Origin of the sequence: Micromonospora sp. RL09-050-HVF-A (genome assembly GCF_019374995.1) — a bacterium.
In the GTDB taxonomy this organism is placed as follows: Bacteria; Actinomycetota; Actinomycetes; order Mycobacteriales; family Micromonosporaceae; genus Micromonospora; species Micromonospora antibiotica.
This window is the reverse complement of sequence record NZ_JAGKQP010000002.1, coordinates 3,482,732-3,496,386: the sequence shown is the minus strand read 5'-3', so window position 1 is coordinate 3,496,386 and position 13,655 is coordinate 3,482,732. Positions and strand designations below refer to the sequence as shown.

The window sequence follows — 13,655 nt, the reverse complement described above, 5'->3', positions numbered from 1 at the left end:
AGGCGGATGCCGTGAACGCGGCCGAGCCGTTGTTGCGGGTGCGGGGGTTGACCAAGCACTTCCCGGTACGCAGCGGCCTGCGGTCCCGGGGGCTGGTGCGGGCCGTCGACGGGCTCGACTTCGACGTGCGGCCCGGCGAGACGTTGGGGCTCGTGGGGGAGTCCGGCTGCGGTAAGAGCACCACCGGCCGGATGCTGGTCCGGCTGCTGGAGCCGACCGCCGGGACGATCGAGTTCGCCGGCCGGGACATCACCCACGCCCGTCGGCGTGAGCTGCGCCCGCTGCGGCAGGACCTCCAGATCATCTTCCAGGACCCGTACGCCTCGCTGAACCCCCGGCACACCGTCGGGCGGATCGTGGCGATGCCGTTGCAGGTCAACGGGATCGACCCACCCGGCGGGGTGAAGGCGCGGGTCCGGGAACTGCTGGAACTGGTCGGGCTCAATCCGGAGCACTACAACCGGTACCCGCACGAGTTCTCCGGTGGGCAGCGGCAACGGATCGGGATCGCCCGCGCGCTGGCCCTGCGACCCAGGCTGATCGTCGCCGACGAGCCGGTCTCCGCCCTCGACGTCTCGATCCAGGCACAGGTGGTGAACCTGCTGCGGGACCTGCAACGCGACCTCGGCCTGGCGTTCGTGTTCATCGCGCACGACCTGGCCGTGGTGCGGCACTTCTGCCAACGGGTCGCGGTGATGTACCTGGGCCGGATCGTGGAGATCGGCGACCGGGACGACATCTACCAGCGACCCCGGCACCCGTACACCCGGGCGTTGCTGTCGGCGATCCCGGACGTGGGCACGCTCGGCCCGGCCGGGCGGATCAGGTTGGCCGGGGAGGTGCCGACGCCGCTGGACCCGCCGTCGGGGTGCCGGTTCCGTACCCGGTGCCCCCGGGCGCAGGAGGTGTGCGCCCGCGAGGAGCCGACGCTGGTGGCCCGCGACGAGGCCCGGCAGACGGCCGCCTGCCACTTCCCGGAGGCCGGACCGCCGACCCCGTCCCACCCGGGCGCGGCCGGTCCGGGCGGTGCCGTCGTGGACGCGACGCCTGCGGGCGACGGTGCGGGTCGGCTGGACGGGAACGCCGGGGAGGTGGCGCGATGAGTGTGTCCCCGGTCGATCCGGCGGCGCTGGCCGAAGCCGAGACCGGGACGGGGCCGGGTGGCGACCGGTCCGGGCCCGGGTTCGTCGGACGCTCGCCCGGCCAGCTTGCCTGGGCCCGGCTGCGGCGCGACCGGACCGGGCTGGTCAGCGGTGCGCTGCTGGTCTTCTTCGTGCTGGTGGCGCTCGCCGTCCCGCTGATCGAGTGGGCGTACGGGGTCGGACCCCGGGAGCAGTTCCAGTCCCGGTTGGACGGGTTCGGGATGCCGCTCGGTTATGCCGGCGGGGTGACCGGGGAACACTGGTTCGGGCTGGAGCCGGGGCTGGGCCGGGACATCTTCATCCGGCTGGTGCACGGGCTGCGTACCTCATTGTTCATCGCCGTGGCGGCGGCGGTGACCACGGCGGTGATCGGTGTCGTGCTGGGCACCGTCGCCGGCTACCTGGGTGGCTGGGTGGACGCGGTGGTCAACTGGGTCACCGACCTGACCCTGGCGATGCCGTTCCTGATCATCGCGTTGGCGTTGACGCCGACCCTCGCGCTGCGCTTCTACGGCCAGCGGGACGAGGTGCCGGCCGCGTTCCAGATCGGGGTGCTGATCGCCGTCTTCGCGCTGTTCGGCTGGACGAGCACCGCCCGGCTGGTGCGCGGACAGGTGATCGCGCTGCGCGAGCGGGAGTTCGTGGAGGCGGCGCGGGCCAGCGGCGCGGGGCTGGGACACATGCTGTTCCGGCAACTGCTGCCCAACCTCTGGGCGCCGATCCTGGTGTCCTTCTCGCTGGCGGTGCCGGCGTACGTCACCGGCGAGGCGGCGTTGTCGTTCATCGGGGTCGGGTTGACCGACGCCACCCCCAGCTTCGGCCGGATGATCTACCGCAGCCTGGACTACCTCCAGACCGACCCGGCGTACGTCTTCTTCCCCGGCGTCACGATCTTTGCGCTCGTGTTCGCCTTCAACCTCTTCGGTGACGCGTTGCGCGACGCGCTCGACCCGAAGTCGTCCCGGTAGGAGGGCGCGGCGGTGGCGCGGTTCCTGGTCAAGCGGCTCTTCTCGGCGACGTTGACGCTCTTCGCGGTGAGCGTGCTCAGCTTCCTGATGTTCTTCGCCCTGCCCCGGGACCCGGTCACCGGCATGTGCCCGAAGAACTGCAACCCGGAACGGTTGGAACGGGTCCGTCAGGAGTTGGGCCTGCGCGACCCGCTGATCAGCCAGTACGCCGGCTACATGAAGGGCATCGTCACCGGCCGGGACCTCGGCAGCGCCCAGGGTGGCCGGTGCGACGCGCCCTGCCTGGGCTGGTCGTACGTGTCCAACGAGGCGGTCAGCGACACCATCTCCCGGGTGCTGCCGGTGACGTTGAGCATCGTCGTCCCGGCGGCGGTGCTGTGGCTGCTGCTCGGGGTGGGCCTGGGTGTGGTGTCGGCGCTGCGCCGGGGCACCTGGCTGGACCGGGCGGCGATCGGCTTCTCACTGACCGGGGCGTCGTTGCAGCTCTACTTCGTGGGGGCGGTGCTGCTGCTGGTGTTCGTCTACACGCTGCGCTGGCTGCCGGTGCCCAGCTACACGCCGCTGCTGGACGACCCGGTGCGCTGGGCCAGTGGCCTGGTGCTGGCCTGGCTGGCGCTGGCGTTCCTCTTCTCCGCCATCTACGCCCGGCTGTCCCGGGCGCAGATGCTGGAGACGCTGTCCGAGGACTTCGTCCGCACCGCGCGGGCCAAGGGTCTGTCCCAACCCACGGTGTACGGCCGGCACGCGCTGCGCGCGGCGATCACCCCGGTGGTGACCATCGCCGGCCTGGACGTCGGCGGCGCGCTCGGCGGCACGGTGATCACCGAGACCACCTTCGGCCTCAACGGCATGGGGCGCACGGCGGTCGACGCGGTGCGCGCCGGTGACCTGCCCACCATCATGGCGACCGTGCTGATCGCGGCGGTCTTCGTGGTGCTGGCGAACGTGCTGGTGGACCTGCTGTACGCGGCGATCGACCCCCGGGTACGGCTGCGCTGAGCCGGCGGGCGGCCTGTCGGGTGCAGCGCACCCGGCCCGCCGGGCGACAAGAGTTGTCGACATCTGTTAGACAGTCCGAAGTTTTTCTTCTTGACGATCCTCGGGACGTCGGCGTTCACGCCCGACGGTGACGGGGTGGAGGAGGTAGGAATGCGACCACGCGCAGCAGCCGCCGTAGGCGGCGCGATCGCCCTGGTGGTGGCGTTGGGGGCCTGCTCGGAGAACACCGGCGAGGGCACCACCGTGGACACCGGCCGGCAGCAGACCGGGGTGATCGCCACCGACCCGAAGGACTCGCAGGGCCCCGCCGCCGAGGTGGCCGGCGCGGCGAAGGGCGGCACCTTCACCGTCATCCGGGAGACGCCCATCTCCCACCTGGACCCGCAGCGGACGTACTCCTTCGCCGGGCTGATGGCCAACCCGCTCTTCGCCCGCTACCTGACCACCTGGAAGGACGACGGCAAGGGTGGCCTGGTCCTGGTCGGTGACCTGGCGCAGACCCCCGGCAACAACGTCAACAGCGACTGCCGGGTCTGGGAGTTCACCGTCAAGGACGGGGTCAAGTTCGAGGACGGCAGCCCTATCACGTCCAAGGAGATCGCGTACGGTATCGCCCGCTCCTTCGACCCCGACCTGACCGGCGGCCCCACCTACCTGCAGGAGTGGCTGGCCGACAGCCCGCAGTACGACACGAAGTGGGACTTCGCGAAGAACAGGACGTCGCTGCCGCCGGGCCTGACCACCCCGGACGCCAAGACGGTGCGGTTCGAGTTCGCCAAGCCCCGCTGCGACCTGCCGTTCGCGGTCTCGCTGCCGACGACCGCGCCACTGCGGCCGGACCGGGACACCGGGGTCAACCTGGACCAGAAGCCGTTCTCCTCCGGACCGTACAAGATCGCCAAGAACCAGGCCGGGGTGCAACTCACCCTGGACCGCAACCCGCACTGGGACGCCGCCACCGACCCGGTCCGCCACCAGTATCCGGACCAGTTCGTCTGGACCTTCGGGCCGACCCCCGACGCGGCCGTCAACCGGGTGATCGCCGACAACGGCACCGACCAGAGCGCGCTGGCCTGGAACTACGTGCCCGCCTCGCTGGTCGCGCGGGTCGCCCAGGACCAGGCCCTCAAGGCGCGGAGCATCCTGTCCCCGACGCCGAGCGCCAACCAGTTGGTGATCAACAACCAGCGGGTGACCGACCTCGCGGTCCGGCGGGCGCTCAACTACGCCATCGACCGGGACGGACTGGTCAAGGCCCTCGGTGGGCAGACCGTCGCCCAGCCGATGACCACCCTGATGCCGCCGTCCACCATCGGCTACCAGGCGTACGACGCCTACCCGGCCGGTGCCAACGGCGACGTCGACAAGGCCAAGGAGCTGCTCGGCGGGAAAACCCCGGAGCTGGTCCTCGGGGTGGCCGACAGCGCCACCGAACAGCAGATCGGCACCCAGCTCAAGGGCAACCTGGAGCGCGCCGGCTTCAAGATCACTGTGCGGAACATCCCGGACGACGCGAAGCTCGACGAGATCAAGAAGAAGAACAACCCGTGGGACCTCTACATCGGCAACTGGGCCGCCGACTGGCCCAGCGGCGCGTCGATCCTGCCGGTGCTCTACGACGGCCGCACCATCAAGGCCGAGGGCAACAGCAACCAGGCGTACTTCAACGACCCGGCGGTCAACGCCGAGATCGACCGGATCCAGGCGATGCCCCCGGCCGACCAGGGGCCCGAGTGGGGCAAGCTCGACCAGCGGATCATGACCGAGTACGCCCCGGTGGTGCCGCTCTTCGTCGACGTGGCCTACACGGTCCACGGGTCCAAGGCCGGCGGGGTCTTCATCTCCAGCGTCTTCGGCTACCCGTCCTTCGTCAACGCCCACGTCAAACAGTGACGCCACCCTGAGCCGGCGGGCTCCCTCCCCGGTCGGCGTCGGGAGGGAGCCCGTCGGCGCTCGTGGGCGCGCTGAGTGGTAATGGCGGCGTCCGTCGAAGCTTGTACGACTCGTACGATTTGCGCAATTGTTGACATGAGCGAGCCCGCCGCCAGCTCGGGCCGCTCCGAACCGCGAAGGTGGTTGCACTTTTTTCACTTCAGGGGATGATGGTGATGGCGTCGAACGGTAGGGAGGGGCTATGGCTGCGGAAGCGATCATGCCGGGGGACAGCGAACGCCATTCGCTTACCGAGTTGGTCAGCCTGCTCCACGACGGCTCGGGGGCTTTGGCGGTAACCCGTGGTGGGGTGCAGGTCGAGGTGTCGTTGTCCGTGCGGGACGTGTTGACCCGGATCGCCGATGTCCTGGCCTCCGGTCGGGGGGTGGCAATCGTGCCGGTGGACCGGGAGTTGACGACCACCGAGGCAGCGGGGTTGCTCGGAGTGTCCCGTCCCACCCTGATCAAACTGCTGGAGGCCGGCGAGATCGGCTATTCGCGGCCGAACTCGTCGCGCCGGATCCCGCTTGACCAGGTTCTGGCCTATCGGGATCGGCGTGGGCAGGCCCGGCGGGCGCTCCTCGACGAGTTGACTGCAGACGCGGTCGAGATGGGCATGTACGGACAGCCCGCACCGGTCGAGACGGATGACGCGGCCTGACGGGTGACGACGATCGCGGTCCTGGACGCCAACGTTCTGATCCCCAACGCACTGTGCGACTTCCTGTTGCGGCTGGCTGAGGAAGACCTCTATCAACCGCGCTGGTCACCGGCCATTCTTGCGGAGGTCCGACGACACGTGCCGGTGCCGGCAGCCGCGATCGACCGGCGAATCGCGTTCATGAACGCGGCCTTCGAGGACGCATTGGTCACCGGCTACGAGCACCTGATCGACCAGATGCGCAACGACCCCAAGGACCGGCACGTGCTGGCCGCTGCGGTGGCAACCGGAGCAGACTCGATCATCACCTGCAACCTGCGGGACTTCCCCCTCGCCGCCTGCGAACCCCACGGGGTGGTCGCCGAACACCCCGACACCGTTCTCCTCGATCTGTGGGCCCGTGAGCCGCGAACCCTGCTGCGGATTCTCGGCGAGCAGGCGGCCGGCACGGGCCGACGTGGTCGTCAGTTGACGGCCCACCAGGTATTGGACTACCTGGCCAGCGCAGGCGCACGACGCTTCGCCGCGACGGTCCGACGAAGCATGCCACCCATGGACGGCCCTGTGGCGGCGGGGGAATCGCCCCCTCGCGCCCTGATCGGTGAGTAGTGGGATCCCGAACGGAGGCACATGGCGTCAAGAGACTACTCGGGCGGGGTGTTGTAGCGGTCGAGCGTCGTCTTGGACGTCGAAGCGTCCTGGAACGTCAACTCCCACGGGCCGGTGTTGACGTCCATGTCCTTGCCGAACCCGACCCATTTCCCGCTCATCCGCCGGCCGGTCGGCTCCACCAGCAGTTGGATCGCGCCGTGGTAGCGGGCTCCCCGGTAGTGACCGGCGGGATCGGTCTGCTCCACCCAGGTGCCGGTGACGACGGCACCGTCCATGCTGAGGTCCAGCGACAGCGACGATGCCGCCGAGCCGGGCAGGCTGCGCACGGTCAACCGGTCGCCGTGCTGGAGCACGACCACGAAGTGCTGCCCGGCGAAGGACTCGCCCCGGCTGCTGGAGTGGTATTGGTAGCGGCTGAGCCACACGCCCTCGTGTGACCCGTGCGTGGCTGCTGATCTGGGTGTCGGGGTGGCCAGGTCGGACATGGGCGAGGTGCGGCCGTCGCCGCCGTGCTGGTCGTTCCCCGCGTCACCGTCAGGGCTCGTGGCGAAACCGAGCAGCGTGATGGGTAGGCCGGTGACGACCTCCAATGCGCGGGCGTACACGGGCCGAGGGGCGGCGGTCATCCCTGACTCCCAGCGCTGGACGAGTCGCTTGTTGGCGTCGTTGGGCTCGCCGGCACGGTGGCCGGCGGCCTGTAGCGCGCGGGCGAAGTCGTCCTGGCTCATACGCATCCTGGTCCGGACGGTGCGCAGCGTGATGTTGGGGGCAACCATGTCGCCACGGTACCGCTGTGTCGCCCTAATGTCGCCTGTTGAAAGACCTTTTTGTCACTCCCTATGACGTCGTGCGTGGCGACACTCCAGCGTCAATCTAGATGGCATGTGGTGGCTGAACCTGCCACCGCGTTGTTGACGGAGGTGGCGGTGGAACGTCGGGGCGACGGATCGACGATGAGCCGGGGTGAGCAGATCGATGCCGCCGAGCGGGAGGCGGCGCGGCAGCGGATTCTGGCGCAGGCCGAGGCGGAGCGGATACCCGTGGAGGAGACGACCCGGGCGGTGCCGGATCGGCGGTGGCGCGGTGGGCGGTGACGCGTTGCCGATCGGCCGGCGGGTGGCCTACCTGCGGGTGCGGCGGAAGCTGTCGCAGCAGTCGTTCGCCGACCGGCTGGGCAAGTCGAAGAGCTGGGTGGACAAGGTCGAGCGTGGCGTCCGCCCGCTGGAACGGATGTCGACCATCCGCGAGGTCGCGGCGGTGCTGCGGGTGGACACCGCGACGCTGCTCGGTCGGGACGTCCAGCCCGCCGAGGCGGCCGCGCGCGACACGGGCGTCGCCCGGATCAGGGCGACGCTGTCGACGTACGAGATGGCTCTTGGTCAGGAGAAGGGCCGGGAAGTGATGTCGACGGATCGACTGGCGCGGGCGCTGGGGCACGCGTGGGCGGCGTACCAGCAGGCCCGGTATCCGCGCCTGGTGGAGTTGCTGCCGGGATTGTTGACCGAGGTGCACCGTGCCCACGTGCGGGACCCGGAGGCGGGCCGGGTGGCGGTCGTGCAGGCGTACCGGGTGACGGCGGCGCTGCTGGTGAAGCTGGACGAGGGGAGCCTTGCCTGGTTGGCCGTCGAGCGGGCGATGTCTGCCGCCGCCGGTGACCGGGTGTTGCTGGCGGGCGCGGCGGTGCAGCTCGGTCAGGTGCTGCGGACGGTGGCGCGGGCGCGGTCGGTGATGCTGGCCGCCGCGTACCAGATCGCCCCGGTCGATCCCGACCGTGGTACGCCGCAGGAGTGGTCGTTGTGCGGATCGCTACTGGTGCAGGCCGCGTTGATCGCGGCACGGACGGGGGACGATCGGGCGGCCGACGATCTGTTGGACGAGGCCACCGAGATGGCCGCCCGGGTGGGCGACGGTCACGACCATCACCGGACGGGGTTCGGGCCGGCGGCCGTCGCGGCGGGACGGGTCACCGCCGCCGTGGAACTGGGCGACGGCCCGCAGGCGGTCGCCCGGCACGAGGAGGTGGTCGGGTGGGCTGGCTACCGGTCGAGCATCGGGCTGCGCACCTGGTCGACGCGGCGCGCGGGTACCTGCTGACCGGCGATCCGGTCGGCGCGGCGCGGGCACTGATCCGTGCCGACCGTGTCGCGCCCGCCGAGGTCCGGCACCGGCCGGCGGTACGGAAGGTGGTCGACCAACTCGCCCGCGACCCGCGCGCTCCCACCACGATCACCCCGCTCGCCGTCAGTCTCGGACTGCTCTGACGAGGAGCGGTCCTGCCTGCCGGATCGCCCGGCGGAGGTGTCTACCGGGTGCGGAGGAGCCGCTGACCGGGTCGCGCGACGGATCAGCGTTCAGTCGACCCGCAGGGCCAGCAGGGCGCTTTTCAGCTCCTGTTCGACGTACTGCCGGGAATCCTGGTCGGCAACCATGAACAGGTAGCTGTCCTGCCGAACGGGAATCCCCGACACGGTGAACCGGAACTGGCAGGTGTCGTCGGCGAGCGCGCGGGGGTCGGTCAACCGTCCACCGGCGAATCCGGTGCCGGCGAAGATGACCACCTGGGCACCCTCCCTGACGTCGGCGTGGTCGCCCGTCCCGGCGCAGCCACCATGACCGTCGGTGACGAAGGACCCCCTGTCGCCGAGCAGCACTGTGCCGGAGGCCACGAACGTCTCCCTCGGCAGCCGGTTCGCCGCGACCGGAGTGCGGGCCCTGGTGCTGTTGCCCACGAACATGCCCCCTGCCAGCAGTAGCCCCGCAGCAGCACCGGCCCACATCCACCCGGGACGACGCCGCGCGGTCCGCTCCGCGTACAAGGGCTGCATGTCGTCTCCGGGGTGTGGGGCGGGCGGGACCTCCGAAAGTGTGATCGAAACTGCCCTCTCCCGCAGCCCCGTTCCGACGTTCAGTCGCTTCGTCCACCACCCGACCCCGGTGATCAAGAGGTTTGCGTCAGATTCCGGCCGCAGGATGACGCGAACCTCTTGATCACCGGGGCAAGGCGGGGCGTGGCCGGGCGGGGCGTGGCCGGGCGGGGCGTGGCCGGGCGGGCGTGGCCGGGCGGGGCGTGGCCGGGCGGGGCGGGGTGTGGCCGGGTAGAGGCGCAAATCGATTGACCGTCGGGTGGTCGGTCGGGAGAGTGCAGGGCATGGACCCGACGTCGCGTGCCAACCGGACCGCCTGGGAACTGGCCCATCAGGAGCGGGTTTGGGCCAACGATCAGATGGCGGCCGAGGCGGCGGCCGGCGTCACGCTCATCGCCAGTGAACGCGCGCTGCTCCGGGACATCCTGGCGACCCGACCGCTGGTGGTGCATCCGCAGAGCGGCAACGGTCAGGACGACATCGCCCTGGTCGACGCGGGTGCCCGGATGGTGGTCGGTGTCGACTACAGCGAAAGCGCGATCCAGGGAGCGCGGGGGCGTGCCGACGCCCTCGGTGCCGCCTGTCACTACCTGCTCGGGACGGTCCCCGGGGTGCCGCTGCGTGACGGCAGCGTCGACCTCGTCTACACCGGCAAGGGCGCGCTGATCTGGATGCCCGACATCGACGCCTGGGCTGCGGATATGGCCCGCCTGCTGCGCCCCGGCGGTCACCTGTTCATCCACGACGGTCATCCGGCCACCGACCTGTGGACCTGGGATCTGGACGAGCCGCGCATCCGCCCCGACCGCAGCTACTTCGGCCGCTCGTTCGTCTGCGCCGACGACAGTTTCCCCGCGCACGGGGCGGTGATGTGGCAGTGGACGCTCGGCCGGATCGTCACCGCCGTGGTCGCTGCGGGTCTGGAGATCCGGCAGCTCGACGAGTACGCGGAGCCGTTCTGGCGGATGGGCGACATCGACGCGGCGGCCTTTCGGGGCCGCCTGCCGAACGCGTTCGCCCTACTGGCCCGCCGCCCCGCCGCCCGCTGACCCGCCCGGCCGCCGCCCCGCCGCCCGCTGACCCGCCCGGCCGCCGCCCCGCCGCCCGCTGACCCGCCCGGCCGGCGGTCCACTGCCCGCTGACCCGCCCCGCCCGGCGGTCCGCCGCCCGGCCAGCCGGCGGCCCAGGCGACCCCGGCGCGATCCGGCGGGACGGTCCGGCGTCGGCTCAGGTCAGGTGGGTACGGAGGAAGTCGAGTTCCAGGCGGAGCAGGCGTTCGGACAGCCCACCGGCCGCCATGTGGGTGGCCCCGGTCAGCGGCAGCACCGCGTGCGGCCGGCCGGTCGACAGCAGTGCCGCCGACAGCCGCAGGGTGTGCGCGGCGACCACGTTGTCGTCGACCATCCCGTGCACCAGCAGCAGCGGGCGGGCCGGCTCGCCGGGATGCAGCGGCTCCGCCGCCAGCTCCACCAGCGAGTGGTGCCCGTACACGTCGATGCCGTCGTCGGGCAGGCCCAGGTAGCGCTCGGTGTAGGCGGTGTCGTACAGCGTCCAGTCGGTGACCGGGGCGCCGGCGATGCCGCACCGGAACAGCTCCGGGTGGCGTAGCACGGCCAACCCGGCCAGCCAGCCGCCGAACGACCAGCCCCGGATCGCCACCCGGTCGAGGTCCAGGTCGGGGTGCTTGCCGGCGAGCGCGGTCAACGCGTCCACCTGGTCGGTCAGGATCACGTCGGCCACCCGCCGGTGGATGGCCTTCTCGAACGACGGTGCCACGCCCGGCGTACCCCGGTTGTCGATGGTGACCACGGCGAACCCGCAGTCCGCCCACCACTGCCGTTCCAGCCAGGCCGACCGGGCGGCCACCACCTCCTGGTGGCCGGGGCCGCCGTAGACGTCCAGCAGCACCGGCAGCCGGGTGCCCTTGACGTGCTCGGTCGGGTAGAGCACCGCCGACGGTAACCGGCGGTCGGTCACCCGGACCAGCATCGGCCGGGGCGCCGACGACGGGGTCGCCGCCAGCGACCGTAGCCGGGCCACCTCCCGGTCGCCGCGCCACACCGACCAGCTCGTCCCGGCCTCGTCCAGCGAGGCGGTGCCGACCACCAGGGTGTCCCCGCCGACCGCCGCCGTGTGCCAGCCGGGGGTGCTGCTCATCCGGCGGGCGTCCACCCCACCACCGATCACGGTACGGACCCGGTAGAGGTGCCGTTGGCTCGGTTCGCCCTCGCTCGCCTCCACCAGCAGGTCGGCCGGCCCGGGACCGGTGGGCAGCCGGCCCACCACCCGTCGTACGTACAGCGAGGGCGGGGTGAGCAGGGTGCCGTCGGCGAACAGGCAGCGGGCGTCGTACCCGTCGTGGGCCAGCTCGCCGCCGACCAGCACCCGGCCGTCCGGCAGGTGCGCGGGGGTGCCCGGGATCGGCTCCACCCAGCGCGGGTCGGCCAGCTCCGCGTGCACCTGCGTCTCCCCGGTACGCGGGTCCACCGCCAGCACCAGGCCGTGTTGCTGCGACCGGCGCAGCACCGTGATCAGCGGGTTGCCGTCGGCCCAGTCGACCGAGGCCAGGTACGGGTAGGTCTCCCGGTCCCAGTGCACGTCGACCCAGCCGTCGTCCAGGTCGAGCAGGTGCAGGCTGACCTCGGCGTTCGGCCCACCCGCCCGGGGGTACGCGACGGTGGTCGGCGGGGTCGCCGGGTCCGCCGGGTCGTGCAGGTGCCAGCGCGGCAGCCGGGACTCGTCGACCCGGGCGGCGAGCACCATCCGCCCGTCCGGGGCCCACCAGTAACCCCGGAACCGGCCGAACTCCTCCGCCGCCACATGCTCGGCGAGCCCCCAGCTCACCCCACCGTCCTCGCCGGCCAGCAGGGAGTCGGTGCCGTCCGGGGCGACCACCCGCAGCTCGCCCCGGCGTACCCCGTCGGCGGTGTCGGTCACGTAGGCCACCCGCTGACCGGTCGGGTCGGGACGCGGGTCGATCACCGGGCCGACGGTGCTCACCTCGATCACGTCGCCGTGCACCAGATCGGCCCGGAACAGCCGGCCGGCCAGCGCGAACACCGCCACCCGGCCCGCCCCGTCCAGGGCGTACGAGCCGATGCCGGCGGTGCTAAGCCGGCGTCGTTCGCGCAACGCCCGCTCACCGGGGGCCAGCGCCACCGGGTCGGCGTCGTCGCCGAGCAGCACGGCCGGGTCGGCGACCAGGCGTTCCTCGGCGGAGGCGGTATCCAGCGCCCAGAGCGCGTCGGCCGGGTCCTCCGGGCCGCCCGAGCGGAGGAAGACCACCCGGGAACCGTCACCGGTCACGGACACGGCACGCGGCGCCCCGTGGCTGAACCGACGGGTACGGGCGGCCAGCTCGGGAAAGTCCACAACCCGGATCGTAGAGCGGTGCCGGGCGTGATGTGGCCGACCTGGGTGGACGCGTACGCCCCGGCGCGGACGGACCGCCGGTTAGAGTGACCGTCGTGACGACGCTGCCCGACCGACGCCTGCTGCTGGTCCACGCGCATCCCGACGACGAGTCCATCGGCACCGGGTCGACGATGGCGCACTACGCCGCCGACGGCGCCCACGTCACGCTGGTGACCTGCACCCTCGGCGAGGAAGGCGAGATCCACGTGCCGGAGCTGGCGCAGCTCGCCGCCGCCGAGGCCGACCAGCTCGGCGGCTTCCGGATCGGGGAGCTGGCCGCCGCCTGCGCCGCGCTCGGCGTCACCGACCACCGCTTCCTCGGTGGCGCGGGCCGCTACCGGGACTCGGGCATGATGGGGCTGGCCACCAACGAGCACCCCCGGGCGTTCTGGGCGGCCGACCTCGACGTGGCCGCCGGTCAGCTCCTGGACGTCATCCGGGAGATCCGCCCGCAGGTCATGGTCACCTACGACCCGAACGGCTTCTACGGTCACCCGGACCACATCCAGGCGCACCGGGTGACGATGCGGGCACACGAGCTGGCCGCCGCGGAGGGCATCGCCCCGGCCAAGGTCTACTGGACGGCGCTGCCACGCAGCGTCCTGGAGGCCGGCATGAGCCACTTCACCGAGTCCTCGGACAACCCGTTCGCGGGCATCGACAGCGTCGACGAACTGCCCTTCGGCACCCCGGACGACCAGATCGCCGCCCGGATCGACGCCACCGACCAGCACGCCGCCAAAGAGGCGGCGATGCGGGCGCACGGCACCCAGATCCCCGCCAACTCCTGGTTGTACGCGATCGCCGGCAACTTCGGCGCCGAGTTCATGGGCGTGGAGTTCTTCACCCTGGCGGTGGGGGAACCCGGCCCGGCCGGTGGACCGAACGGCTGGGAGAGTGACCTCTTCGCCGGGATCGACACGAACCCGTCGGGCTCGTCCGCCGGCCGGCCCGACCCGGCTGCCGGTCAGCCGGTGGCGGCGGCACGTCGGCCGGAGCAGGCGTACCCGGTGGGGGGCGGGCCGGCCTCGGCGACGGCCGGGCTCCGGTGACGCTGCCCGCC

14 protein-coding genes are annotated in these 13,655 nt (G+C 71.8%); 11 read left to right on the top strand and 3 right to left on the bottom strand.

Features of this window, described 5'->3' with window-relative positions; translation table 11 throughout:
• The first annotated feature begins 11 nt into the window (after positions 1 to 11).
• The 6 genes from J7462_RS15085 to J7462_RS15060 all read left to right on the top strand — a co-directional run bounded on the left by J7462_RS15085 (position 12) and on the right by J7462_RS15060 (position 6,311).
• Entirely contained in the window at positions 12 to 1,103 is a 1,092-nt protein-coding gene (locus J7462_RS15085) for a dipeptide ABC transporter ATP-binding protein (protein ID WP_308290912.1), read from the top strand.
• Positions 1,100 to 2,110, top strand: a complete 1,011-nt coding sequence (locus J7462_RS15080; protein ID WP_219464624.1) for an ABC transporter permease — start codon at positions 1,100 to 1,102, stop codon at positions 2,108 to 2,110. Before J7462_RS15085 ends, J7462_RS15080 begins: the two co-directional genes overlap by 4 nt.
• Before the next feature lie 12 nt (positions 2,111 to 2,122).
• Positions 2,123 to 3,109 carry an ABC transporter permease gene (locus J7462_RS15075; RefSeq protein ID WP_219464623.1) on the top strand — a complete coding sequence of 329 codons (987 nt, stop codon included), beginning with the start codon at positions 2,123 to 2,125 and terminating at the stop codon, positions 3,107 to 3,109.
• 150 nt (positions 3,110 to 3,259) lie between these two features.
• On the top strand, positions 3,260 to 5,002 hold the full coding sequence (locus J7462_RS15070) for an ABC transporter substrate-binding protein (protein ID WP_219464622.1): 1,743 nt from the start codon (positions 3,260 to 3,262) through the stop codon (positions 5,000 to 5,002).
• Positions 5,003 to 5,243: 241 nt separating this feature from the next.
• A complete protein-coding gene (locus J7462_RS15065) occupies positions 5,244 to 5,702 on the top strand; it encodes an excisionase family DNA-binding protein (protein WP_219464621.1) in 459 nt (152 codons plus the stop codon).
• A gap of 3 nt (positions 5,703 to 5,705) precedes the next feature.
• Complete coding sequence (locus J7462_RS15060; protein WP_219464620.1) at positions 5,706 to 6,311, top strand: PIN domain-containing protein; 606 nt, start codon at positions 5,706 to 5,708, stop codon at positions 6,309 to 6,311.
• A gap of 35 nt (positions 6,312 to 6,346) precedes the next feature.
• Here J7462_RS15060 and J7462_RS15055 read toward each other — a convergent pair whose 3' ends face one another.
• Entirely contained in the window at positions 6,347 to 7,090 is a 744-nt protein-coding gene (locus tag J7462_RS15055; RefSeq protein ID WP_219464619.1) for a DNA-binding transcriptional regulator, read from the bottom strand.
• Positions 7,091 to 7,201: 111 nt separating this feature from the next.
• Here J7462_RS15055 and J7462_RS32255 point away from each other — a divergent pair, with 111 nt between their 5' ends.
• Genes J7462_RS32255 through J7462_RS32250 form a run of 3 tightly spaced genes read left to right on the top strand, consistent with a single transcriptional unit; the run spans position 7,202 to position 8,575 of the window.
• Positions 7,202 to 7,408, top strand: a complete 207-nt coding sequence (locus tag J7462_RS32255) for a hypothetical protein (RefSeq protein ID WP_255599271.1) — start codon at positions 7,202 to 7,204, stop codon at positions 7,406 to 7,408.
• Positions 7,398 to 8,408, top strand: coding sequence for a helix-turn-helix domain-containing protein (locus tag J7462_RS15050; RefSeq protein ID WP_308290911.1), 1,011 nt, complete (start codon positions 7,398 to 7,400; stop codon positions 8,406 to 8,408). Before J7462_RS32255 ends, J7462_RS15050 begins: the two co-directional genes overlap by 11 nt.
• On the top strand, positions 8,342 to 8,575 hold the full coding sequence (locus J7462_RS32250; protein ID WP_255597734.1) for a hypothetical protein: 234 nt from the start codon (positions 8,342 to 8,344) through the stop codon (positions 8,573 to 8,575). The genes J7462_RS15050 and J7462_RS32250 overlap by 67 nt, the downstream gene beginning before the upstream one ends.
• A gap of 90 nt (positions 8,576 to 8,665) precedes the next feature.
• On the opposite strand, the gene J7462_RS15045 is transcribed toward J7462_RS32250, so the two are convergent.
• The gene (locus tag J7462_RS15045; protein WP_219464617.1) at positions 8,666 to 9,139 is read right to left on the bottom strand and encodes a hypothetical protein; all 474 of its coding nucleotides are present in this window, start codon (positions 9,137 to 9,139) and stop codon (positions 8,666 to 8,668) included.
• Between the two features lie 323 nt (positions 9,140 to 9,462).
• Here J7462_RS15045 and J7462_RS15040 point away from each other — a divergent pair, with 323 nt between their 5' ends.
• A complete protein-coding gene (locus tag J7462_RS15040; protein ID WP_219464616.1) occupies positions 9,463 to 10,227 on the top strand; it encodes a bifunctional 2-polyprenyl-6-hydroxyphenol methylase/3-demethylubiquinol 3-O-methyltransferase UbiG in 765 nt (254 codons plus the stop codon).
• 178 nt (positions 10,228 to 10,405) lie between these two features.
• Here J7462_RS15040 and J7462_RS15035 read toward each other — a convergent pair whose 3' ends face one another.
• Positions 10,406 to 12,550 (bottom strand): prolyl oligopeptidase family serine peptidase, encoded by a 2,145-nt coding sequence (locus tag J7462_RS15035; protein ID WP_219464615.1) that lies wholly within the window; start codon positions 12,548 to 12,550, stop codon positions 10,406 to 10,408.
• An 86-nt stretch (positions 12,551 to 12,636) separates the two neighbouring features.
• Here J7462_RS15035 and mshB point away from each other — a divergent pair, with 86 nt between their 5' ends.
• The gene (mshB, locus tag J7462_RS15030; protein WP_219464614.1) at positions 12,637 to 13,644 is read left to right on the top strand and encodes an N-acetyl-1-D-myo-inositol-2-amino-2-deoxy-alpha-D-glucopyranoside deacetylase; all 1,008 of its coding nucleotides are present in this window, start codon (positions 12,637 to 12,639) and stop codon (positions 13,642 to 13,644) included.
• Positions 13,645 to 13,655 lie beyond the last annotated feature (11 nt).